The 22708-nt window shown below is 72.2% G+C and carries 20 protein-coding genes; 10 read left to right on the top strand and 10 right to left on the bottom strand.

What is annotated here, in order from left to right:
• Positions 1-34: 34 nt before the first annotated feature.
• From AW273_RS13690 to AW273_RS13725, 9 genes are all read left to right on the top strand, one after another.
• Positions 35-979, top strand: a complete 945-nt coding sequence (locus tag AW273_RS13690; protein WP_062348664.1) for a helix-turn-helix transcriptional regulator — start codon at positions 35-37, stop codon at positions 977-979.
• Positions 980-1031: 52 nt separating this feature from the next.
• Positions 1032-1982 (top strand): helix-turn-helix transcriptional regulator, encoded by a 951-nt coding sequence (locus AW273_RS13695; protein WP_269750242.1) that lies wholly within the window; start codon positions 1032-1034, stop codon positions 1980-1982.
• A 302-nt stretch (positions 1983-2284) separates the two neighbouring features.
• The gene (tatA, locus tag AW273_RS13700) at positions 2285-2629 is read left to right on the top strand and encodes a Sec-independent protein translocase subunit TatA (RefSeq protein ID WP_062340237.1); all 345 of its coding nucleotides are present in this window, start codon (positions 2285-2287) and stop codon (positions 2627-2629) included.
• A 36-nt stretch (positions 2630-2665) separates the two neighbouring features.
• Entirely contained in the window at positions 2666-3520 is an 855-nt protein-coding gene (tatC, locus tag AW273_RS13705) for a twin-arginine translocase subunit TatC (RefSeq protein WP_062348665.1), read from the top strand.
• Positions 3517-4371 (top strand): diacylglycerol/lipid kinase family protein, encoded by an 855-nt coding sequence (locus AW273_RS13710; protein ID WP_062348666.1) that lies wholly within the window; start codon positions 3517-3519, stop codon positions 4369-4371. Before tatC ends, AW273_RS13710 begins: the two co-directional genes overlap by 4 nt.
• A gap of 25 nt (positions 4372-4396) precedes the next feature.
• Positions 4397-7105, top strand: a complete 2709-nt coding sequence (locus AW273_RS13715; RefSeq protein ID WP_062348667.1) for a DEAD/DEAH box helicase — start codon at positions 4397-4399, stop codon at positions 7103-7105.
• Positions 7106-7234: 129 nt separating this feature from the next.
• Positions 7235-7402, top strand: coding sequence for a hypothetical protein (locus tag AW273_RS37875; RefSeq protein WP_198168135.1), 168 nt, complete (start codon positions 7235-7237; stop codon positions 7400-7402).
• A gap of 219 nt (positions 7403-7621) precedes the next feature.
• Complete coding sequence (locus AW273_RS13720) at positions 7622-8194, top strand: ABC transporter ATP-binding protein (RefSeq protein ID WP_198168136.1); 573 nt, start codon at positions 7622-7624, stop codon at positions 8192-8194.
• Positions 8191-9606 carry a DUF6297 family protein gene (locus AW273_RS13725; RefSeq protein ID WP_062348669.1) on the top strand — a complete coding sequence of 472 codons (1416 nt, stop codon included), beginning with the start codon at positions 8191-8193 and terminating at the stop codon, positions 9604-9606. Before AW273_RS13720 ends, AW273_RS13725 begins: the two co-directional genes overlap by 4 nt.
• Here AW273_RS13725 and AW273_RS13730 read toward each other — a convergent pair whose 3' ends face one another.
• From AW273_RS13730 to AW273_RS13750, 5 genes are all read right to left on the bottom strand, one after another.
• Positions 9607-9933, bottom strand: coding sequence for a hypothetical protein (locus AW273_RS13730; protein WP_062348670.1), 327 nt, complete (start codon positions 9931-9933; stop codon positions 9607-9609).
• Positions 9920-12139 carry a lanthionine synthetase LanC family protein gene (locus tag AW273_RS13735; RefSeq protein ID WP_062348671.1) on the bottom strand — a complete coding sequence of 740 codons (2220 nt, stop codon included), beginning with the start codon at positions 12137-12139 and terminating at the stop codon, positions 9920-9922. The genes AW273_RS13730 and AW273_RS13735 overlap by 14 nt, the downstream gene beginning before the upstream one ends.
• Positions 12126-13265 (bottom strand): phosphotransferase family protein, encoded by a 1140-nt coding sequence (locus AW273_RS13740; protein WP_062348672.1) that lies wholly within the window; start codon positions 13263-13265, stop codon positions 12126-12128. Before AW273_RS13740 ends, AW273_RS13735 begins: the two co-directional genes overlap by 14 nt.
• A 16-nt stretch (positions 13266-13281) precedes the next feature.
• Positions 13282-13602 (bottom strand): hypothetical protein, encoded by a 321-nt coding sequence (locus tag AW273_RS13745; protein WP_157555775.1) that lies wholly within the window; start codon positions 13600-13602, stop codon positions 13282-13284.
• A gap of 207 nt (positions 13603-13809) precedes the next feature.
• Positions 13810-14142 carry a hypothetical protein gene (locus AW273_RS13750; protein ID WP_157555777.1) on the bottom strand — a complete coding sequence of 111 codons (333 nt, stop codon included), beginning with the start codon at positions 14140-14142 and terminating at the stop codon, positions 13810-13812.
• A gap of 181 nt (positions 14143-14323) precedes the next feature.
• Between AW273_RS13750 and pepN the strand changes: the two genes are divergently transcribed.
• A complete protein-coding gene (gene pepN / locus AW273_RS13755) occupies positions 14324-16819 on the top strand; it encodes an aminopeptidase N (RefSeq protein WP_062348675.1) in 2496 nt (831 codons plus the stop codon).
• Here the strand turns inward: pepN and AW273_RS13760 are convergent.
• From AW273_RS13760 to AW273_RS13780, 5 genes are all read right to left on the bottom strand, one after another.
• A complete protein-coding gene (locus AW273_RS13760) occupies positions 16814-18298 on the bottom strand; it encodes an FAD-dependent oxidoreductase (RefSeq protein WP_062348676.1) in 1485 nt (494 codons plus the stop codon). The genes pepN and AW273_RS13760 overlap by 6 nt on opposite strands.
• Positions 18291-19295, bottom strand: coding sequence for a methyltransferase (locus AW273_RS13765; protein ID WP_157555779.1), 1005 nt, complete (start codon positions 19293-19295; stop codon positions 18291-18293). The genes AW273_RS13760 and AW273_RS13765 overlap by 8 nt, the downstream gene beginning before the upstream one ends.
• Before the next feature lie 62 nt (positions 19296-19357).
• Complete coding sequence (locus AW273_RS13770) at positions 19358-20803, bottom strand: RNB domain-containing ribonuclease (RefSeq protein WP_062348678.1); 1446 nt, start codon at positions 20801-20803, stop codon at positions 19358-19360.
• A gap of 12 nt (positions 20804-20815) precedes the next feature.
• The gene (locus tag AW273_RS13775) at positions 20816-21703 is read right to left on the bottom strand and encodes a 5'-3' exonuclease (protein ID WP_062348746.1); all 888 of its coding nucleotides are present in this window, start codon (positions 21701-21703) and stop codon (positions 20816-20818) included.
• A 10-nt stretch (positions 21704-21713) separates the two neighbouring features.
• Positions 21714-22646, bottom strand: coding sequence for a PP2C family protein-serine/threonine phosphatase (locus AW273_RS13780; protein WP_157555781.1), 933 nt, complete (start codon positions 22644-22646; stop codon positions 21714-21716).
• Positions 22647-22708 lie beyond the last annotated feature (62 nt).

Consider the following 22708-nt stretch of genomic DNA (forward strand, 5'->3'; position numbering starts at 1 on the left):
AAAAGGGTAGCGTTCGAGTCAGGAAGGAGGGCCGATGTCGCGGCGGAAGACGGAACGGTTGCTGAATCTGGTGATCTGCCTGCTGTCGACCCGGCGTCCGCTGAGTGCGGAGCAGATCCGCTTCGCGGTGCCGGGGTACGACCCGGTCAACGACGAGGCCTTCCAGCGGATGTTCGAGCGGGACAAGAACGAGCTCCGCGAGATCGGCATCCCGATCGAGGTCCAGAAGGACCCGTGGGAAGACGACCCGGGCTATCGCATCGTCAAGCAGTCCTACGAACTGCCCGAGATCACCCTGGAGCCCGACGAGGCCGCCGTGCTCGGCCTGGCCGCGCAGGTCTGGCAGCGGGCCAGTCTCGCCGAGGCGGCCGGGGGCGCGATGCTCAAGCTGAAGGCCGGCGGGGTCGAGACCGACCTGGCCGAAGGGCCCCTTGAGCTGCGGGTCGACACCCGCGACGCGGCTTTCACCCCGTTGTGGGAGGCCGTCCGCGACCGCCGCGCCGTCACCTTCCACTACCGCTCCGCGGGCAGCGAGACGGTGCTGAAGCGCGTGGTCGAGCCGTGGGGCGTGCTCTCGCGCCGCGGCCGGTGGTACGTCGTCGGCCACGACCGCACCCGCGACGGCACCCGCGTCTTCCGGCTCAGCCGGATCACCGGCGACGTCACGCCCACCGGGCGGCCCGGCACCGTCGAGGTGCCCGAGGGCACCGACCTGCGGGCGCTGGTGGCGTACGCGGGAGACGACCCGGGCCCCGAACGGACCGCCACGGTGCGCGTGCGCCCCGGCACCTGCCAGGGCCTGCGCCATCTCGCCCGCGAGGTGCGGCCCGGCGCCGACTGGGACGAGGCCGACATCGTGTTCACCGACCCCGAGAGGCTCGCGGGCTGGCTGGCCAGCCTCGGCCCCGACGCGGTGATCGACGGCCCGCCCGACGCCCGCGAGGCCGTGCTCCGCCGTCTGAAGGGCGCTCTCCATTGAACGGCCCGACGCCCCGGGCCACCCGAATCCGTTTCGTGAAGGATGCCTTCCGGTGAACGATCGGCTCCCCAGGCTGCTCGCCCTCGTGCCCTACCTGATGTCCCACCCCGGCGCCTCGGTGCCCGAGGTCGCCAAGGTTTTCGGGCTCAACGAGAAGCAGCTCATCGACGACCTCCAGCTCGTCTGGATGTGCGGCCTGCCCGGCCACACCCCCGGCGACCTGATCGACGTCTCCTGGGACGGCGGCGAGATCCTCATCGACAACGCCGACACCATCGCCCGGCCGCTCAAGCTCGGCGTCGACGAGGCCAGCGCCCTCCTGGTGGCGCTCCGGATGCTCGGCGAACTGCCCGAGTTCGCCGGCGGCGAGGTCCTGGGGCGGGTCGTGGCCAAGCTGGAACAGGCCGCCGGCGACGGCGCCGCCGCCGTCAGCACCCAGGTCACCGTCGAGGTCGAGGCCGCCCCGGGCGCGCTGGCGACCGTGACCGACGCCGCCCGGCGCAAGCGCCGCCTCTCGCTCGTCTACTACACCCCCGGCCGCGACGAGGTCACCCCCCGCGAGGTCGACCCGCTGCGGGTGGTCCTGGTCGACGGGCGCCACTACCTTGAGGGCTGGTGCTACCGGGCCGAGGCGATGCGGATGTTCCGCGTCGACCGCATCCAGGAGGTCGCCGTCCTCGACGTCCCCGCCGACCCGCCCGCCGAGGCCGAGCCGATGGACGTCACCCAGGGCGTCTTCCGCCCGTCCGAGACCGACGAACTGGTCGAGCTGGAGGTCACCCCGTCGGGGCGCTGGATCTCCGAGTACTACCCGGTCGAAGAGGTCGAGGAGCTCGGCGAGGGCCGCCAGCGGGTCGCGCTGCGCGCCCGCGACCAGGGCTGGCTGGTGCGGCTGGCCCTGCGGCTGGGCGACTCGGGCAAGGTCGTCCGTCCCGAGAGCCTGGCCGAACGGGTGGCCGAGACCGCCAAGCTGACCCTGGCCAACTACGAGGGCCGCCTGTAGGGGGAAGCCGGGACTTCGTCCCGCCCGGCGGTGCAGAAATCATGTCGGCCGGGTGACCTGTTTTCGGCTGATCAAGAGGGATGTTCGTGATCTGGTTATTCGTCGGACTGGGGGCCGCAGGGCTGCTCCTGTTGGGGTTTCTGGCCGTTCGGGTCTTCATCGCGGCCCAGGGACTGGGGGCCGAAATCGAGCGGGCCAAGAACCGAATGGACCCGATTCGTCCCCCTGAAGGGTGATGAGCACTGCGATCGCAGCGTACGATCGGGCAAGGACGTGCATCACCCGCCCCTTAAGGACGTGTCATGGGAAGCCTGGGACCCACTGAGCTGATCATCATCGGGCTCATCATCATCCTGCTGTTCGGCGCCAAGAAGCTCCCCGACACGGCTCGTGCCCTGGGCCAGTCGCTGCGCCTGTTCAAGAAGGAGACGCAGAAGCTCCGCGAGGAGGACGACGACAAGTCCACCGTGGTGCAGGCGCAGGCCGAGACCGTGACGCCGCAGCCCGCCCCGGCGCCGCCGGCGCAGATCCCGCCCGCCACGCCGACGCCTTCGGTCGAAGACCGGCTGCGCCAGCTCGAAGAGGAGAACGCGAAGCTCCGCGCCACCTCGCAGCCGGCCGCGCAGCCGTCCGACAAGAAGAACTGACCCCCGCCGCACCTTCTTTCGAGACAGGATCATGGGATGGCCCTGTTGAAGAGGTCGTCGACGCCGAAGCCCTCGGCCGCGGCGGACGATCCCGATGGGCGCATGTCGCTCATGGACCACCTCCGCGAGCTGCGGAACCGCCTGTTCAAGATGATCATCGGCGTCGTGCTCGCGACGATCCTGGGTCTGGTCTTCTTCGACCCGATCTGGGATTTCATGACCGGCCCCTTCTGCCGGCTGCCCGACGCCTACCGGCTCGGCGGCGGCAAAGAGTGCAGCCTGGTGGTCGGCAGCGTCACCGGCGGTCTGTTCATCAACCTGAAGGTCGCCTTCATCTTCGGCATCGTGGTCGCCTCGCCGCTGTGGATCTACCAGCTCTGGGCGTTCGTGACGCCGGGCCTCTACCGCAACGAGAAGCGCTACAGCTACACCTTCCTCGGCCTGGCGTTCCCGCTGTTCCTGGCCGGCGCGACGCTCGCCTACCTGACGATGGACAAGGGCCTGTCGCTGCTGCTGGGGTTCGTGCCCGAGAACGCGGTGCCGCTCATCGACGTCAACGACTATCTGACGTTCCTGATGATGATGCTGCTGATCTTCGGCGTGTCGTTCCTGCTGCCGCTGCTGCTGGTCTTCCTGAACCTGATCGGCGTGGTCCGCTACGAGACCGTGGCCAAGCACCAGCGCATGGTGATCTTCGGGTTCTTCGTCTTCGCGGCCGTCGCGACCCCGAGCCAGGACCCGTTCACGATGCTCGCGCTCGCGCTGCCGATGATCGGCCTGTTCTTCGTGGCCGAGGCGTTCATGTACTTCCACGACAAGCGCGCCGACGCCGCCGCTGCCCTCAAGGCCCGGCAGATCGAAGAGGAGCTCGACGGAACCCCGGCCGAGTGAGCCGGCCCGTCGTCCTGGTGAACCCGGCCGCCCGAGGCGGCCGGGCGGCCCGCCGCCTCGGCCCGGTGCTGGCGCGGCTGCCCGATCCCGAGGTGATCACGGGCGCGTCGGCGGGCGACACGCTCGAACAGGCCCGCGCCGCCGTGCGGAGACGGCCGCCGGTGGTGGTCGCGTGCGGGGGTGACGGACTGGTGCACCTGGCCGTGCAGGCGGTGGCCGGCACGGGCGTGCCGCTGGCGATCATCCCCATGGGCACCGGCAACGACATCGCCGCCGACCTCGGCATCCCGCGCGACCCGTTGGCGGCGGCCGACCTGGTCGCCGGGGGAGTGCCCCGTGTCATCGACGCCGCCACCGTGGGCGACCGGTGGTTCGCCGGGGTGCTGGCCTGCGGGTTCGACTCCCGCGTCAACGAGCGCGCCAACACGATGACGGGCCCGGCCCGTTACGTCACCGCCGTGCTCCGGGAGCTCAGGGAGTTCCGGCCGATCCCCTTCCGGGTCACCCTCGACCACCACCCCGCCGTGGAGCTCGACGCGATGCTGGTGGCCGTGGGGAACACCCGGTCGTACGGGAACGGGATGAGGATCTGCCCGACCGCCCGGCCCGACGACGGGCTGCTCGACGTGATGATCCTCAAGGCGCTGCCGAAGGCCGCCTTCCTGCGGGCCTTTCCCCGGGTCTTCCTGGGCACCCATGGGAGACATCCGGCCGTGGAGATCCATCGTGCCGTCTCCGTGACCCTGGAGGCACCCGGCGTGATCGCCTACGCCGACGGGGAACGCGCCGGATCGACCCCGCTGACCTGCACGGCCCGTGCCGGTGCGCTGACGGTGATGACACGGCCGTAACCGGAATATCGGTAGGGTTGACGGCATGAGCACGCCTGCGGAACGCTACGCCGCCTTCCGTGACCAGCAGACCGAGTCGGGCCCTGCGCTCACCTCGTTCCGCGGGTTGTACGACTTCGAGCTCGACGAGTTCCAGCTCGACGCCTGCCAGGCGCTGGAGGCCGGAGACGGCGTGCTGGTGGCGGCCCCGACCGGGTCGGGAAAGACCGTGGTCGGCGAGTTCGCCGTCCACCTGGCCCTGGAGCAGGGCCGCAAGTGCTTCTACACGACGCCCATCAAGGCGCTGTCGAACCAGAAGTTCAACGACCTGGTGCGGCGCTACGGCGCCGCCAACGTGGGTCTGCTGACCGGTGACAACAGCGTCAACGGCGACGCCCCGATCGTCATCATGACGACCGAGGTCCTGCGCAACATGCTCTACGCGGGCTCCCAGACCCTGAGCGGGCTCGGCTACGTGGTCATGGACGAGGTCCACTACCTCGCCGACCGTTTCCGGGGCGCCGTCTGGGAAGAGGTGATCATCCACCTGCCCGAGTCGGTGCGCGTGGTCGCCCTGTCGGCCACGGTCTCCAACGCCGAGGAGTTCGGCGAGTGGCTGGGCGCGGTCCGGGGCGACACGACGGTGATCGTCGACGAGCACCGCCCGGTGCCGCTGTGGCAGCACATGCTGGTCGGCAACCGCCTCTACGACCTGTTCGCCAGCGAAGACGGCGCGACCCGCATCAACGCCAACCTGATGCGCATCTCCCGCGACGAGCAGCGCCTCAACCAGGCGCGCGGCAAACGCGGCTACAACCGCCCCAGGCGCTCCCCCCACGACCGCGCCCAGGTGATCGAGCGCCTCGACGCCGAGGGCCTGCTGCCGGCGATCACGTTCATCTTCTCCCGCGCGGGCTGCGACGCCGCCGTCAAGCAGTGCCTCTACGCCGGCCTGCGGCTCACCACCGACGAGGAGCGCCACGAGATCCGGCAACTCGTCGACGAGCGCACCGCCCACCTGCCCGACGAAGACCTCGCGGTGCTGGGCTACCTCGACTTCCGCGACTGCCTGGAGCGCGGCCTGGCCGCCCACCACGCGGGCATGCTGCCGGCCTTCAAGGAGGTCGTCGAGGAGCTGTTCACCAAGGGGCTGGTGAAGGCCGTCTTCGCGACCGAGACGCTGGCCCTGGGCATCAACATGCCGGCCCGCTCGGTCGTCATCGAGAAGCTCGACAAGTGGAACGGCGAGACCCACGCCGACCTGACCCCGGGCGAATACACCCAGCTCACCGGCCGGGCCGGCCGCCGCGGCATCGACGTCGAGGGCCACGCGGTGGTCGTCTACCAGCCCGGCATGGACCCGATCGGCGTCGCGGGCCTGGCCAGCACCCGCACCTACCCGCTGCGGTCGAGCTTCCGGCCGTCCTACAACATGGCCGTGAACCTGGTCGGCCAGGTCGGCCGCGAGCGGGCGCGGGCCCTGCTGGAAGACTCCTTCGCCCAGTTCCAGGCCGACCGCGCGGTCGTCGGGCTGGCCCGCCAGTTGCGCAAGCACGAAGACGCGCTGCGGGGCTACAAGGAGGCGATGACCTGCCACCTGGGCGACTTCCCCGAATACGCCGCGCTGCGCCGGGCGTTGTCCGACCGCGAGGCCGAGTTGTCCAAGCAGCGCGGCGCGGCCCGGCGGGCGCAGGCGGTGCAGAGCCTGGAGGTGCTGAAGGTCGGCGACGTGATCCGGGTCCCCGGCGGGCGCCGGGCCGGGCTGGCCGTCGTCCTCGACCCGGGGGTGAGCGTGCGCGGCGAGGGGCCGTCGCTGCTGGTGCTGACGGTCGGCAAGCAGGTCAAGAAGCTGACCCCGGCCGACTTCCCGGTGCCGGTCGAGCCGGTCGAGCACATCCGGGTGCCGCGCAACTTCAACGCCCGCAGCCCGAAGGAGCGGGCCAACCTGGTCGCCACCATGCACGCCAAGCTCGGCGACGTCGACCTGGGCAAGCCGGTGCGCGCCCGCGACCACGCGGCCGAAGACGACGAGATCCTGCGGCTGCGCCGCGAGTTGCGCCAGCACCCCTGCCACGGCTGCGACGAGCGCGAAGACCACGCCCGCTGGGCCGAGCGCTACTACAAGCTGCTGCGCGAGACCGAGGGCCTGCGCCGCCGCGTCGAGGGCCGCTCCCACGTGATCGCCCGCACCTTCGACCGGGTCTGCGGCATCCTCGACGAGCTCGGCTACCTCGACGGCGAGACCGTGACCGACGAGGGCCGCCGCCTCGCCAAGCTCTACACCGAGCTCGACCTGCTGACCGCCGAGTGCCTGCGCGGCGGCGTCTGGGAGAAGCTCGACCCCGCCGAACTGGCCGCCTGCGTCTCGTCGCTGGTCTACGAATCGCGCCAGACCGACGACAACCGCAGCCCCCGCGTCCCGGCCGGCGCCGCGAAAGAGGCGCTGGCGTCGATGGTGAAGTTGTGGGGCGACCTGGAGGCCGTCGAACAGGACCACGACCTGTCGTTCACCCGCGAGCCCGACATGAGCTTCGCGTGGGCGGCCTGGCGCTGGGCCAAGGGGCACACCCTCGACGCGGTGCTGACCGACAACGACCTGGCGGCGGGTGACTTCGTCCGGTGGATCAAGCAGTTGCTCGATCTGCTGGGCCAGTTGCGCGACGCGGCGCCCAAGGGCAGCAAGGTGCGCGAGACCTCCGGGAAGGCGATCGACGCCATGCGGCGCGGGGTGGTGGCCTACTCGTCGCTGACGTGAGAGAGGCGAACTGACCGGCCGGTCAGGCACGGGTAGTGGTCTGTTCGCCCACCGTATCCCCATGGGGAGATTCCGGGTGTTACACGGCGGAAATCCGCTATGTAACACCCCACGCCCCTGGAGGTCCGGATGTTCGCTCTCCTCGCCGCTGTCCTGTTCCTCGCCGCCCTCGTCTTCGCGATCGGCGGCTACGCCGTCGGCGCGGTCCTGACCGTGACCACGCTGACCATCGCCGGCGCCGTGTTCCTGGCCCTGCACCTGGGCGGATACGGCACCACGTGGAGTCTCAAGAAGTGACCTGACTTTGTAAAGGGCCGCTCCGCGATCACGCGGGGCGGCCCTTCCCGCATTTCCCGGCGCATTATTCGGTTACAATCGCTTTGGCCGACGCCAATTGAGCACATTAGCGGTACGACATCTCCGGACGATTGAGGAGTGTAATCCCCGATGAGCGCAACGGCCCCATCCGCATTGCTGCGCGTGTCCGGTCTGCATAAATCCTATTCCCGCTTGCCGGTGCTGAACGATGTCGGCTTCTCGCTCCGGGCCGGTGAGGCGGTGGCGGTGGTCGGGGCCAACGGGTCGGGGAAGACGACCCTGCTGCGGTGCGTCGCCGGGGCCGAGGAGGCCGACGAGGGGCTGGTCGAGTTCGACGGCGTCCCCCTGCGCGAGTCCGACCCCGCGGTGCGGGCGGCGATGGCCTGCCTGCTCGACGACGTCGACTACTTCCCCGACATGTCGGTCGTCGACCACCTGGCCCTCTACGCCTGGGCCCACGGCGCCGACGACCCCGACGGCCTGGTGGCCGCCACGTTGCGCGACCTCGACCTCGAAGGGGCCGCCGACCAGCTCCCGATCACCCTGTCGAGCGGCCAGCGCCACCGGCTCGGGCTGGCGTCCTGCCTGGTCAGGCCGCGACGGCTGCTGCTGCTCGACGAACCCGAGCAGCGTCTCGACGTGACGGGGCGAGCCTGGCTGGCCGACCGGCTCCAGAAGGAGAAGGCGGCCGGGGTGGCCGTGCTGTTCACCTCCCACGACCGCGAGCTGATCGACGCCGTCGCCGACCGCACGATCGAGGTGGCCGGATGACGGTCATCGGGGTGCGGGCCCTGCCGGGTGCCGCCGAGCTCCGCCACCGCCGGCGTGCCCGCCGCCCGCGCCGTCCTCTGGGCTTCCTGCTCTCGATGCTCATCGAGCGCCTCATCTACCTGGGCATCCTCGGCGGGCTCGTGGTGGAGGTCACCCAGGCCGGGGTGGCCCGCATCGAGGCCGGGGGCGGCGTGCCCGATCTGGTGCGCACGTCGGTCACCCAGCTCACGGCGGCGGTCCTGGCCCTGGTGTGCGTGGTGCTGCTGGCCAAGGCGCTGCTCGCGTTCGGCCCGCTCTACGCCGGGTCGCCGGTGCGGACGTGGCTGCTCAGCACCCCCGTCGACCGCGGCGCCCTGCTGCGCGGGCATCTGGCGGCGGCGACGGCGGTGGGGGCGGTGGTGGGCGCGCTCATCGGGTTCGTCTTCCTCGCGGTGACCCGGTTGTCGGTGCCGGTCGCCTCGTGGGTGGTGTGCTGGGCGGCGGCCGGAGTGGTGCTGGCCGGCCTGTGCGTGCTGGCGCAGGCGGGGGAGCGGCCGGTCGCGACCGTCCAGCGGTGGCTGAGCGTGGCGGCCTACGGGCTGGTCGGGGTCGCGGTGGCGGTGCTGGCGCTGCGGCCCGGCCTGACGCTGACCGGGCTGGAGTCGGCGGGGCCCGTCCCGTTCACCGTGGCGGCGGCGGTCGCGCTGGCGGCGGCGGTGGCCACGGCCGAGTGGGCGCGGCGCGGCCTCGGGGCGATGACGCGGGGGAAGGTGTCGTCCGGGGCCGAGCTGGCCACCGCGACCCACGTGTCGGTGTTGTCCCTCGACGTGACGATGTTCTGGTCGATCGTGCTCGAACGGCGGGCGCGGGCGGTGGCGCGGGTGCGTCCGGCGGCGATCCGCGGAAATCGGTTCATCGCATTGGTGAAAAGCGATCTGGCGCGAATCCGGCGCATGCCGACCGGATTCTTCATGTGGGCGGCGCTGATTTTCGTTCCTTATGGCGCCTATGTCGTCGGGCTGGCGGCTTTTCTGCCCGCGCTGCACACCGTGACGGCATTCGCGGCCGTCGACAGATTGGCGGCCGGTTTGCGGGTCGTTTCGCGTTCTCCGGCTATTCGCCGGGCGCTGGGCGGCTCCGATCTGACGCTGACGCTCACGTTCCTGACGGTCCCGGCCGCCGGGGCGGTGGTCTGGTCGGCCGTCACCTGGGCGCTGGTTCCCGGCTTGCCGCTCCTGACGGCGGCGGTGTCGGCCGTGGGCGCGCTGGCGGTGACCTACCGGGTGGCGACCCGGCCGCCGCTCGACTACTCCAGCCCGCTGGTGGACGTCGGGCTGTTCGGCCCGACGCCCCTGGGGCTGATCCTGCAACTGGTGCGCGGCCCGGCGCTGCTGGCGGGGCTGGCCCTCCTGCAGACCGTGATCGCCGGGTGACTAGCAGCAGGCGTACGAGCACGAGAGCACCTCGGTGCACGTGGTGAAGGTCAGCAGCACGATCGGCACGCCGCCCGCGCGTTTGCGCATGTTCTGGGCGAGCAGCACGAGCCGCTGGCGTTCGGTGGAGTAGCCGCCGATCTCGCCGTTGAAGAACGACATCATGCGGTCGACGGTCTTCTCCAGGTCGGGTTCCTCACCCTTGACGAAGGCCGCGCCGGAGCCGACGAAGTCGTCGATGCCGGGCACCGTCGCCCACGACCGCTGGAGCTCCACGAGCAGGGCGGTCACATCGTAGGGCGGCTTCGCCTGCTCAGCGTCGTCCACGGGGGCCTCCTCGGATGTGCGGCAGGTGCAGGGGTGACACGATCGCGGGGTCGTCGCGGCGCAGCGCGGCCAGCGCGACCCCGGCGGCGCCGAGCATGAGGCCGTGACCCCGGGGCCAGGCCAGGTCGTCGTGGTGGGCGGCCAGGGCGCGGCGGGTCATCTCGCGGGCCAGGTCGCCGTCGCCGTCCTCGGCGTGTTCGGGCGGCGCGAGGGAGAGGATCTCGGCGATGCCGGCCGAGCCGTGGCACAGGCACATGTCGTAGACGAGGGCGGGGTGGGTGGCGGCGGCCCGGCGGGCGGCCGCGAACCCGATCCGGGCCTCCTGCGGGGCGAGCCGGCCTCGGGTGAGGGCGATGCCGGGCGCGCCGTAGCACCAGTCGTACCGGGTGATGTCGGGTTCGAGGGTCAGGTCGCCGTCGGGGCCGCGCTCGTGGGCGGTGCGGGCGTCGCGCCAGTTCCCGTCGTGGAACCACGTGCGTTCGTAGGCGACGGCCCGTCCGGCCGCCGCCAGGAAGACGGGCTCGCCGGTCGCGCCGGCGAGTTCGGCCAGGGCGAGGGCGCATCCGGCCGCGCCGTGGGCGTAGCCGACGAAGCCGGGCGTCCACGACAGGGTGCCGTCGGCGTCGTCGCCGCTGCCGATCAGCGTGGTGCCCAGGTCGGTCGCGAGGCCGAGGCCGGTCGGGTTCCCGAGGGCGTGGGCGGTCAGGACGGCCAGCAGCGCGCCGGCCGTCCCGTCGATCACGTCGGCGGGGCCCTCGCCGGTCAGCGCGGCGCGGGCGGCGGCGTCCACGAGGGCGAAGCCGCGTTCGACCAGTTCGGCGTCGCCGATGGCGTCTCCGGCCAGGGCGACGGCGAGGCCGGTGCCGGAGGTGCCGCTGTAGAGACCGGGGCCGGGCAGGGCGGAGGCGGTCGCCAGCGCCTGCCGGGCCGCCTTCGCGGCGAGGCCGGTGAAGGCGGGGTCGCCGAGCTGGGAGAGGAACAGGGCCATTCCGGCGGTGCCGTCGTAGACGTCGGCGCTCATCGGGACCCACCCGGCCCGGCCGCCGACGTCGGGGTGGGGTTTGAGCCAGGTGCAGCGGTCGCCGTGGACCAGGGCGTCGGCGGCCATCCGCCGGGCGAGCCGTTCCGCCTCGCCGGTCAGGCCACCGGGGGCGACACCGGGGGCGACACCGGGGGCGACACCGGGGGCGACACCGGGGGCGACCGGTCCGGGCGCGGGGGCGGCGGCGGTGAGCCCGTCGAGGAGCCGGGCCACCTCGGGGGTGGCGTGGGGGGTGGCCAGGGTGCGTCCCGCCTTCTCGAACGCCTCGGCGACGTAGGCGAGCTGGAGATCCCGGTCGGCGCCGCCCTCGGCGTGGGCGCGCATGAGTCCTTCGGCGACGCGCTCGCAGACGAACATGCCGTAGCTCTCGCCGCCGCCGGGATCCTCGGCGACGCCCAGGCCGATCCCGGCCCGGTGCGTGAGCGCGGGGACGTACGGGCGCATCATCGGCAGCAGCCGCCGATGGAGGTCGCGCAGCGCCGGCCAGAGGCGGGCGAGGTCGTCGTGGCCGATGTAGAGCACGGCGCTGTCGGCCCGTTCGGGCCAGTCGGCGTCGGCGTGCACGACCTTGAAGTGGAAGGGCAGGTCGCCGACGATCCGGGTGAGGGGTTCGATGAGCTCGACCGCGCCGGCGGCGGCCAGGTTCCAGTAGAGGCGCACCAGCCGCTGGCCGTCGGCGGCGGGTTGCCCGCGGGGGCCGCGGAAGAGCACGAACCCCGGAGACTTGGTCACCGAGACGCCGGGGATGTGCACCTCGACGTGCTCGGCCGGGCCGGGGAGGCTGAGCCTGACCCGGACCCCCTCCAGGTCGACCAGCGGTTCGGCGCCGCCGGTGACCAGGGGCAGCCGTCTCCGCGTGGGGGCGACATGGGCGCCGGCGTAAACGGCGGCGTTGACGAATCGGGCCGACCGGGTCGAGGGGAGCCCTTCCATGATGGACTCGCGGAAGGCGGCCACCTCGCGGCGCGGCCGGCCGAACAGGTAGCAGCCCCGGTAGAGCAGACGGCTGACGAAGGAGCCCGCCGCCTCCCGCATCATGGCGTCGTCGGGCAGGGGCCGGATCGTGTCGACGACCTCGCCGAACCAGGCCAGGTCGTAGGTCGCCGAGACGGTCACCGCGGCCAGCGCGGCGGCGACGGTCTCCCGGTTGTCATCGGTCGCCATCGTCGATCGCCAATCCGAAGAAGGTCCGGGCGGCGACGCCGGGGGTGGTGTGGAAGTTCGCCGCCATCTGCAGGAGTTGCCGGGAGGTCGCCAGCGGCACGCTGCGCTGGTGGGTCTGCTCGACGGCGAACTGCACCAGCCGGGCGCCGCACCAGCGCATCAGATCGTCCAGGCCGGCCTTGGCGAGGTCGAGCTCGCCGGCGTAGGTGACGACGTAGCTGCCGAGGAAGGCGTGCGCGAACTCGCGGATCTCGCGCAGGCCTGCGGCCGCCGCCGCGTTCGCGGTGGCCTGCGCCTCCATGGGCACCCACGCGTCGGGGTCGGTGAGCCACCACACGATGCGTTCGGTGAGCAGCCCGGCGATGTCCCAGCGGCGGTCGCCGGGGCCGCCCATCTCCCAGTCGATGAAGACGGGCTCGCCCGAGGGCCGGATGAGGATGTTGTCGCCGCGCAGGTCGCCGTGGCCCATCGCGCCGGGGCTCCACTGCTCGTGGACGCCGTCCAGCAGCTCCGACAACGCCGGGCTCGACTGGATGGTGCGGACCACCTCCAGCGAGGCGGGGCTGTGGAACTCGATGGAGTCGAGCGTGGGGTGGCCGCATCGGAGGATGGGCGGCGGCTGCTGCGCCGGCAGGCCGCCGTCGTCGGCGACGGTGTGGAGACGGGCCAGGGCGGCCCCGATCCCGACCGCCGTCACCGGCCGCCGGGCCGGGTCGGCGATGTGGGCGTCGCGGGGGGCCTGCCCGTCGACGAACTCGGTCACCAGCAGGCCGGTGTGGTCGTCGAAGGCGGAGAAGCGCGGCAGGTAGGGCGCGAAGGAGGAGCCCCGCAGCACGCGGTAGACCTCCGCCTCGCGGTCGAGCGTCTCCTGGGTCTCGGCCGAGGTGCCCTGTTTGACCACCCAGCCGGCGTCGGCGAGCCGCACGATCAGGCAGCGGCAGCGGCGTGACTCGTCCACGACCGTCAGCCGGGGGTCCAGCATCTGCTCGGGGCCGAGCACGCCGTGCGCGGCGAGGGCGCGGAGGGCGGTCACCTCGTCGAGCACGGGCCGGCCGGCGGTGAAGACCGACTTCTCGGCGGTGAGCCGATCGGCCCGGACGACGACGTCGGCAGGGTCGGTGTGCACAGGATCTCCGATCGGGTCAGCAACATCCCATCGAGCAACTGAACGCGGCCGTGCAGCCCGCGATGCTCACCGTGATCGTGATGAATCCGCACCGCTCCTCGGCGGTCTGCGCGAGTTCGATGATGCGTCTGCGGTGGTCGGCGTTGCCGTAGCCGTCGCCGTGCAGGACCCGGGTCATCGCCTCGATCGCGTCGTCGAGTTCGAGGTCGCCTTTGATGAATCCGAGCGCGGCGGCCCGGTAATCGGCGGCTCCGTCGATGCTCTTCAGTTCGAGATTGATCTGCTCAAGAATGTCGTAGCCCTCGGGCACCGAATTTCCTTCGACGTTTTCGGGCATGCTCGGGAATCCGCCCAGGAAATCCCAGGCGGATTCCGGCGTACCGATTGCTGTTTGAGCCTGTCATCTACGTTCACTCGCAGAATTGCGCCGCCGACACGAAAGGGCGGTCTTTCTTCTGTGCGACTCGCGGCGCCGGGCCGAGGAGAAGGGCCCGTGAACACGGTGGAAAGGCGGATCTCGCACAGGTGACGCGGGTGGCGCCTCTCAGCAGCAGAAACCCGAGCAGCTGAAGGCGGCCGTGCAGGCGGTGAGGGTGGCGAGGACGGACGCCCAGCCGCACTTCGCCTCGATGGTCTGGCCGAGCTGGATCATGCGTTCGCGGTCGGCCTCGTCCCGGCAGATCTCGCCGCGGAGGAACGGGGCCATCGCCTCGAGCGCCTGCTCGACGTCGATGTCGCCCTTGAGGAATCCGTTGGTCGCGGCGCTGAACTCCGCGAATCCCGAAATTCCCATGAGGGCGTCGTTGACGTCCTTCATGACCTGCGGATCGGCTGTCTTCTCCTCTACTGCGGGTAGTGCGACGGTAACAGATGTCATACCTGACTCACCTTCCTATTAGGGGTGGGCTAGAGGCAGAAGACCACATCTGTCCAGAACATGTCAACGGATAAGTAAGTCCGTTTCTAGCAGGTTCCGTGTTATTAATAATGGATCGGGGGTCTTTTTGTCGATCACGGCTGCCCCGAAACGATCGTTTCTCGACTCGCCGAGGTCGCCCGTGGAAACGCCCAACCTGACCAGAGACCAGGCCCGCCTCCGGGCGGAGCAGCTCCACGTCGAGTCCTACCACGTCGCGCTCGACCTGACCGGCGACGACGGCTTCACCTCGGTCACCACGGTCCGCTTCGCCTGCCGGCGGCCGGGCGAGGCGACGTGGATCGACCTGGTGGCCCGCTCGGCCGACGAGGCGGTCTTCAACGGGCGCCCGCTCGACCTGCGCCGCTACGACCCGGCCGAGGGCGTCGTGCTGCCCGATCCGGCCGCCCGCAACGAGCTGACCGTCCGGGCCCGATGCGCCTACGGCGCCACCGGCCAGGGCCTGCACCGCTTCACCGACCCGGCCGACGACGCGGTCTACCTGTACACCCACTTCCAGCCGGCCGACGCCAAACGCGTCTTCGCCTGCTTCGACCAGCCCGACCTCAAGGCGCCGTTCACGCTCACCGTGACCGCGCCCGCGCCGTGGACGGTCCGGGCCAACTCCCCGGTGCGGCGGGCCGAACCGGCCGGCGACGGGACGCGCCGCCATCACTTCGCCACCACCCCGCCGCTGCCCACCTACCTGGTGGCGGTCGTGGCGGGCCCGTGGGCCGAATGGCGCGCCGACGACGACGGCGAGATCCCGCTGGCCCTCTACTGCCGGGCGTCCCTGGCCTCCCACATGGACGCGGAGCGGCTGTTCGACCGGACGAGGCGGGGGCTGGCCTACTACCGCGACACCTTCGGCGTGCCCTACCCGTTCGCCAAGTACGACCAGTGCTTCGTCCCGGAGTTCAACGCCGGCGCCATGGAGAACGCCGCCTGCGTCACCTACCAGGAGGACATGATCTTCCGCGGCCACGTCACCGCCCACGAGTTGCGGGCCCGCGACGAGACCGTGCTCCACGAGATGGCCCACATGTGGTTCGGCGACCTCGTCACCATGAAGTGGTGGGACGACCTGTGGCTGAACGAGGCGTTCGCGACGTACATGAGCGTGCTGGCCCAGGCGGAGGCGACCGAGCACACGCAGGCCTGGACGACCTTCGCCAACATCCAGAAGGCGTGGGCCTACCAGCAGGACCAGCTCCCCACCACCCATCCCGTCGTGGCCGACGTCCCCGACGTCGAGATGGCGGCCGTGCACTTCGACGGCATCACCTACGCCAAGGGGGCGAGCCTGCTGCGGCAACTCGTCGCCCACGTGGGCAGAGACGACTTCTTCGCCGGCCTGCGCGGCTACTTCGCCGCCCACGCGTGGGGCAACGCGACCCTGCGCGACCTGCTGGCGGCGCTGGAGAAGGCGTCCGGACGCGACCTGTCCCGCTGGAGCGGCCAGTGGCTGGAGACCACCGGCCTGGCCACGCTGCGCCCCGTCTGGTCGGCCGGCGCCGACGGACGCTTCACCGCCTTCGCCGTCGAGCAGGCGGCCGACCTGCTCCGTGACCACCGCGTCGCAGTCGGCGTCTACGACGACGACGGACACGGGCGGCTGGTGCGGATCCACCGGCAGGAGATCGACGTCAGCGGGGCCCGCACCGAGGTGCCCGAGCTGACCGGCCGTCATCGGGGGAGCCTCGTGCTGGTCAACGACGACGATCTCGGCTACTGCAAGATCCGCCTCGACCCCGGGTCGCGGGCCACCCTCCTGCGCCGCATCGGTGATCTGGCCGATCCGCTCGCGCGGGCACTGGCCTGGTCGGCGGTCTGGGAGATGACACGCGACGCCGGGTTCCGCGCCCGCGACTACGTGGCCCTCATCCACCGCGGTCTGGCCGCCGAGACCGACACCGGCGTGATGCGGCGGCTGCTCCAGCAGGCGCACGCCGCGCTCGACACCTACGCCGACCCCGAATGGTCACCCGTCGGCTGGCACGCGCACGCCACCTGGCTGCTCGGCCAGGCCGCCGCCGTCGCGCCGGGAACCGACCGCCACCACGTCCTGATCAACGCCCTCCTGGTCGGCGTCCTGGACCAGCCCCACCTCGGGCACGTCCGCCGCTGGCTGGAGGAACCCGTCGACCCGCTGTCGCGCTGGCGGATCGTCCAGGCGCTGGTGGCGCACGGCGTCGCCGGAGACGCCGAGATCGAGGCGGAGCTCGCCCGGGGCCCGGCCTTCCTCGGCCCGTCGCAGGCCGAACGGGCCCGCGCGCTGCGCCCCGGCCACAAGGAGGAGGCGTGGCGGCGGGCGATGCACGACGAGACCGTGCCGGGCGCGACCGTCGAAGCGGTGATCGGCGGCTTCGCCCACCCGGCCCAGAAACACCTGCTGCGCCCCTACGCCGCCCGCTACCTGGAGGAGATCGCCGAGGTGTGGCGGCGGCGGGGCGAACGCGCCCACGGCCCGGCGATGGTGCTGTTCCCCTCGTGGGCCGTCGACCAGCCCACGATCGACGCCGTCGGGGAGTGGCTCACCCGGACCGCCCCGCCCCCGGCCCTGGCCCGGCTGGTGGGAGAGGGGCGGGCCCGGCTGGCGCGGGCGCTGGCCGCCCGCGCCTTCGACCGTTCGTCATGAGTCGCCGAGCCAGCGGCGCAGGGCCTCCTCCAGCCCTGCCGTGTCGCCCGGAGCCGTCCCGGCCCAGGCGACGTAGCCGTCGGGCCGGACCAGCATCGGCGCGTCGGACTCCACGTGGACCAGCCGGTCGGCGCGCGCGGCTCCGGCGTCGGCCCGGGGCCCGGTGAGGACCGCCCGTCCGGTCCGCAGCGCCTCGGCGAGGCGTCCGCCGGGGTCGGGCGCGCTGCGTCCCACCAGCGGATGGTCGCCGGGCAGGTCGTACTTCTGGAGCACCCCCGACAACTTCTTCGCCATGTGGGTCGCGCCGTCCGGGGTGGCGACGAGATCGCCGACGATGCGGCGCAGCGACTCGGTGAGCGGGTCGAGCCGCATCAGCGCGATCTGCGCCCGCGTCCAGTCGAGCACCCACGCCCCGACCGGGTGCCGCTCCCGGGTGTAGGTGTCGAGCAGCCCGTCCGGCGCCCATCCCCGCACCGTGGCGGCGAGTTTCCAGCCCAGGTTCAGCGCGTCGCCGAGCCCCAGGTTGAGCCCCTGGCCGCCGAAGGGGGAGTGGACGTGGGCGGCGTCGCCCGCCAGCACCACCCGGCCCCGGACGTAGGTGCTCGCCTGCCGCGCGTGGTCGGTGAACCGGGTCGCCGACCGCACCGACGTGATCGTGACGCCGGTCTTCGACACCCGCCGGACGCTGTCCTGCAGCTCCGCGTGGGTGACCGGCGTGTTCCGGTCGGCCGGCGGGCCGTCCATCTCGACGGTGAGGATGCGGCCGGGCAGCGGCGTGTAGACGTAGATGCCGTTCTCGGTGCGGTTCCAGCCCGGGGTCAGCACCTCGGGGTCGGCGAACTCCACCACGGCCTGGTGCCCGGTGATCTCCGGGTCGGTGCCGGGGAACGCGAACCCCGCGCCCCGCCGGACCGCGCTGCGCCCTCCGTCGGCGCCCACCAGCCACCCGCACCGCCACCGTTCGCCCGAATCGAGCTCGACGTCGACCCCGTCGCCGTCGTCGGTGAACTTCACCATCTCGGCGCCCTGCCGCAACTGGGCCCCCAGCGCGACCGCCCGGTCGGCGAGGATCGCCTCCAGCGCCTGCTGGCTCACCGGCATCATGTCCCGCGACCACGCCGCGCCGAAGTCGGGGTCGGCGTAGTCGACCAGAGCACGCGGGACGGTGATCCCGGCGAAGTGCCCCGCGATGCCGGACGCCATGGGCACCCGGCCCAGGTCGGCCCGCCGGGGCAGGGTGGCCAGCAGCTCGCGCGCGTGCCGCCGCTGGGCGTCGAGCAGCGCGGGCAGCAGCCCGCGCCGCTGGAAGGCCTCGACCGAGGGGATGTGCAGCCCGATCGCCTTGATCGTGGGGTCGACGTCGGTGCGCCGCTCGACCACCGCCACCCGCACCCCGGCCAGCGCCAGTTCGCACGCGGTCATCAACCCCACGGGCCCGCCGCCGACCACCACGACGTCGTGGTCCACCGGCTCAGCCATGGAGTTCCAGCACGATCCGGGTGCCCGCCCGCTCGACCGCCGCCACCTTCAGCCCCGCCTCGGCCGCCAGCGCCGCGATGTCGTCGGGGGAGCGGTCGGGGTTGTCCATGACGGCCTCGAACCACAACGTCATCCCGGTGTCGACGTGGCGCAGCCGCTCGGTCAGGCTGACCTCCGAGACGAGGATCCGGCCGGTGTAGCCGGCGGCGAGCGCGCAGTTGCGCAGCAGCCGGACCGCCGTCGCGTCGTCCCAGTCGGCCAGCACCGCCGACAGGACGTACACGTCGGCGCCCGGCGGGAGCGGGTCGAAGAAGTCCCGGCCGAGGGCGGCGGCCCGGCCGTCGAGCCCGGCCGCGGCGAACCGCTGGGCGGCGGCCCCGGCGAAACTCGGCAGGTCGACGAGAGTGGCCGACAGGTCGGGATGCTTCGCGAGCAGGGCCTCCACCAGGGCGCCGGTGTTCCCGCCGACGTCGACGACCGTCTGGGCCCGCGCGAGCGCGGGATGGTCGAGCAGGACGTCGACGTCGAACCCCGGCGGCACCGCGAGCTGCGCCTTCAGCGCGTCGGGGGTGCCCTGCGCCCGGTCGACGTGGGTCCACAGGTCGGTGCCGTACATGCCGTGGTAGACCGACTGGCCGGTGCGCACCTTGTGGAGCAGGTGGACGGCGGCCAGCTCGGTCCGGCCCAGCACCATGTCGAGGTCGAGCTGGTCGAACGGCCCCATCGGGGCCTCTCCCCGGCGTAACAGCCGGCCCAGGTCGGTGAGGCCGTATCGCCCCTCGGCGGCGCGCAGGAGACCGAGGTGGACGAGATGGTCGAGCAGCTTGCGGAGCGGCCGGGCGACGGTGCCGGTGCGGGCGGCCAGTTCGTCGGCGGTGAGGTCGCCGGTGTCCAGGTGGTCGGCGAGGCGGAGGGTGACCGCGCTCCGGACGCTCATCGGGGTGACCAGGTCGGCGAGTGCCATGATCTGGGCGTGACCTGCGAAATCAGGTGTCAATGGAGCCTCCCGTACTGTCAGTGGTACGCGATGCTTTCCTGACCCGAGACGATATCAGCGCCTCAGTCGGCGGCCGGGACCCAGGCGAAGCGGATCTCCCGCGTGGCCGTGTCGGCCCGCAGCAGGCGGGCGGAGATCCGGTGGCCCAGCGGCAGGTCGGCTCCGTCGCAGCGGGCGATCACGGCCGGGTCGGCGAGCTGGATCTGGCCGCTCTTGCCGTTCTCGGCGACGTCGACGACGACCGCCTCGAAGGTCTCGCCGATCCGGTCGCGGAGCAGGAACGCCTCGACCAGGTCGACGCAGGCCCGGTCGACCCCCGAGGAGCGCCGGGTGGCCGCGGACATCTCGCGCGGCAGCGCCGCCAGCACCTCGCTGATCTCCTCGGGGACCGGTTCGCCGCTCGCCACGGCCAGGCAGACCTCGGTGGCGTAACGGTCGACCAGCCGCCGCAGGGGAGCGGTCACATGGGCGTAGGGGGCGGCGACCGCGGCGTGCAGGGCGTCGGGGGGCGGCTCGCCGTCGAAGGCGACGTAGGCGGCGCCGCGCAGCAGGACCGTCGACTCGTGGAGGAAGGCGGCGTGGCCGGGGATCTTCGGGTCGAGGCCGTGGACGACCTCGCCGTAGCCGGCCCCCTCGGGCCAGGGTACACCGAGCGCCAGCGCCATGCGCCGGACCTTGCCGACGTCGGCCGGCCCGGCGGCGGGCAGCACGCGCAACACGCCCACCTCGGCGTCGAGCATCATCTGGGCCGCGCACATCCCGGTCAGCAGGGAGATCTGCGCGTTCCACTCCTCGCACGGCTGCGGCGAGCGGAACTCCACCCGGTAGCCGTCGCCCGACCTGACGACCTCCTGGTCGGGCGTCGGCAGCGTCACCCCGCCCCGGGCGCGTTCGATCTCCATGCGCAGCGGCCCGATCTCGGCGAGCAGCCGCAGGGTCCCGTCGGCGCGGCCGGTGTCGACGAGGGTCTGCACGTAGTCGTAGTCGAGCCGCTCCCGGCTGCGCACCAGCGCCGGCTGGACGTCGAACCCGACGACCTCGCCGTCGGCGTCGAGGTCGATGCACCACAGGGCGACCGGCCGGATCTCGCCGGGCAGCAGGCTGGCCGCGCCCTCCGACACCACCGGAGGGTGGAGGGGCACCCGGCCGTCGGGCAGGTAGACGGTCTCGCCGCGCCGTCTCGCCTCCCGGTCGATCGCGCCGCCGGGACGGACGAAGGAGCCCACGTCGGCGATGGCGTACCAGACGCGGTAGCCGCCGCCCTGACGTTCCTCCAGGCAGAGGGCCTGGTCGAGGTCCATCGAGCCGGGCGGGTCGATGGTCAGGAACGGCAGGTCGGTGCGGTCGTCGCCGACGAAACGCCGCGAGGCGGTGGCCGTGGCCTCGTCGAGGACGGCCGGGGGGAACTCGTCGGGCAGGTCGAACTCCCGGCGCACCCGGTCGAATCCCTCGTTCAGCCGCGGCGTTCCGGCCTCGGGTATCCGGATTTTTCGGTGTGGCACGCCCATCAACGTAGCGGCTCAGCTCTTCCCGAGCACCGCCAGCAGCCGGTTCAGCGGGCTGTCGAGCCCGTAGCGGTCGGCCAGCGCGATCAGCGCCTCGGGGTCGTGGGGCTTGGCCGGCACCTCGAACGACCCCTCGGGGATCGGCACGTCATGGGCGACCTTCACCACGGCGGGCGCGACCGCCAGGTAGTCGCGGGCGGCCTCCAGCTTGTTGCGCGCCCCGGCCGGGAAGCCCTCGTCGCCGACGGCGGCCAGCAGCGCGTCGAGGGAGCCGAACCGGGTGATCAGCGAGGCGGCGGTCTTCTCGCCGATCCCGGCCACGCCGGGCAGCCCGTCGGAGGGGTCGCCCCGCAGCGTCGCGAAGTCGGCGTAGGCGCGGCCGGGGATGCCGTATTTGGCGGTGACCCACGCCTCGTCGACCGTCTGCAGGTTCCGAATCCCCCTTACAGTGTAAAGGACCCGGCGTCGTTTCTCGTCGTCGACGAGCTGGAACAGATCGCGGTCACCGGTGACGATCTCGACCGGCTGCGTGGCGGTCACCGCCAGGGTGCCGATGACGTCGTCGGCCTCGTACCCCTCGACGCCGAAGGACGCGACGCCCACGGCGGCGAGCACCTTCTCGATGACCGGCACCTGTGGGGCCAGCGTGTCGGGGATCTCCTCCTCGTCGCCGGAGGCCACCCGGTGGGCCTTGTAGGAGGGGATGGCCGCCACCCGGAACGCGGGCCGCCAGTCGGCGTCCATCGCCGCGACCAGATGGGTGGGGGAGTGGGACTTCACCAGCGTGGCGATCATGTCGATCAGGCCCCGGACGGCGTTGACGGGCATGCCGTCAGGGGCGGTCATCGACTCCGGTATGCCGTAGAAGGCGCGGAAGTAGAGCGACGGGGTGTCGAGAAGCATCAGCACCCGTCTATGCTCCCAGCACCCCCACCGCGAGCAGGCACGTGTCGTCGCGCGGGTTGGGCCCGCCGACCGTCTTGAGCATCGCGTCGACCCCGTCGGGCAGGTCGGCCACCGTCAGCGAACCGGCCGCCGCGAGCACCTGCGCCTGGCCCTCGTCGATGTCGCGGTCACGCCGCTCGATCAGGCCGTCGGTGAACATCACCAGCACGTCGCCGGGCCGCAACTGCACCTTGGCCACGCCGTAGGCGGGCTTGCGGGTCGCGCCGAGCAGCACGCCCGGCGGGGCGACCATCGGCCGGGCGATGCCGCCGCGCACCAGCACCGGCACCGGGTGGCCCGCGCCGGCCCAGGTGAACCGCAGCGTCGCGGGGTCGAACAGGCCGACCACGGCGGTGGCGGTGGTGTCGGCGAGGCGGGTCATCGTGAGCGTGTTGAGCCAGCCGAGCATCGCGCCCGGACCCTGGCCGGTCATCGCCAGGGCGGCCAGGCCGTGGCGGAGCTGGGCCATGTGGGCGATCGCGGGCACGCCGTGGCCGGACACGTCGCCGACGGCGAGCAGGATGCGCCCGTCGGGCAGCCTGCTGGCCTCCCACCAGTCGCCGCCGAGCACGTTGAGCAGTTGCTCGGGCTCACCCGTGACCTGCCGGTGGTGGCTGCCGATCGGGCGCTCCTCCATCGGCACGCAGCGCACGGCGACCCGGGCGCTGGGCAGGACCAGGTCGGCGCCGGGATCGGGCATGATCGCGTCGCGCAGCAGATAGGTGAGCTGCTGTTGTTCCGCGAGCCGCGCCTCGGTGCGGTCGAGCCGCTCTCGCATCGAGGCGACCATGTCGGCCGCGGTGTGCGCCCCGGCCAGGGACGGTTCCTCGACGGAGGGAACGGGCGGCTGCTCGCCACCGGCGGTGCCGGTCATGGTGAGGCTCGCTCTCGGGAAACGCATGGTCCAAACAGGGTGAGAAGTGACGGATGGGGAACGAGCCGTGAACGGCCCTGTGCGGAGCG

Origin of the sequence: Herbidospora yilanensis (assembly GCF_001570565.1) — a bacterium.
GTDB classification, from domain to species: domain Bacteria; phylum Actinomycetota; class Actinomycetes; order Streptosporangiales; family Streptosporangiaceae; genus Herbidospora; species Herbidospora yilanensis.

What these genes read in the sequence shown, in the direction of transcription:
- AW273_RS13690 (WP_062348664.1), top strand. Translation starts at nt 35, where the DNA reads ATGTCGCGGCGGAAGACGGAACGGTTGCTGAATCTGGTGATCTGCCTG.
- tatA (WP_062340237.1), top strand. Translation starts at nt 2,285, where the DNA reads ATGGGAAGCCTGGGACCCACTGAGCTGATCATCATCGGGCTCATCATC.
- tatC (WP_062348665.1), top strand. Translation starts at nt 2,666, where the DNA reads ATGGCCCTGTTGAAGAGGTCGTCGACGCCGAAGCCCTCGGCCGCGGCG.
- AW273_RS13715 (WP_062348667.1), top strand. Translation starts at nt 4,397, where the DNA reads ATGAGCACGCCTGCGGAACGCTACGCCGCCTTCCGTGACCAGCAGACC.
- AW273_RS37875 (WP_198168135.1), top strand. Translation starts at nt 7,235, where the DNA reads ATGTTCGCTCTCCTCGCCGCTGTCCTGTTCCTCGCCGCCCTCGTCTTC.
- AW273_RS13725 (WP_062348669.1), top strand. Translation starts at nt 8,191, where the DNA reads ATGACGGTCATCGGGGTGCGGGCCCTGCCGGGTGCCGCCGAGCTCCGC.
- AW273_RS13735 (WP_062348671.1), bottom strand. Translation starts at nt 12,139, where the DNA reads ATGGCGACCGATGACAACCGGGAGACCGTCGCCGCCGCGCTGGCCGCG.
- AW273_RS13745 (WP_157555775.1), bottom strand. Translation starts at nt 13,602, where the DNA reads ATGCCCGAAAACGTCGAAGGAAATTCGGTGCCCGAGGGCTACGACATT.
- AW273_RS13750 (WP_157555777.1), bottom strand. Translation starts at nt 14,142, where the DNA reads ATGACATCTGTTACCGTCGCACTACCCGCAGTAGAGGAGAAGACAGCC.
- AW273_RS13760 (WP_062348676.1), bottom strand. Translation starts at nt 18,298, where the DNA reads ATGGCTGAGCCGGTGGACCACGACGTCGTGGTGGTCGGCGGCGGGCCC.
- AW273_RS13770 (WP_062348678.1), bottom strand. Translation starts at nt 20,803, where the DNA reads ATGGGCGTGCCACACCGAAAAATCCGGATACCCGAGGCCGGAACGCCG.
- AW273_RS13775 (WP_062348746.1), bottom strand. Translation starts at nt 21,703, where the DNA reads ATGCTTCTCGACACCCCGTCGCTCTACTTCCGCGCCTTCTACGGCATA.
- AW273_RS13780 (WP_157555781.1), bottom strand. Translation starts at nt 22,646, where the DNA reads ATGCGTTTCCCGAGAGCGAGCCTCACCATGACCGGCACCGCCGGTGGC.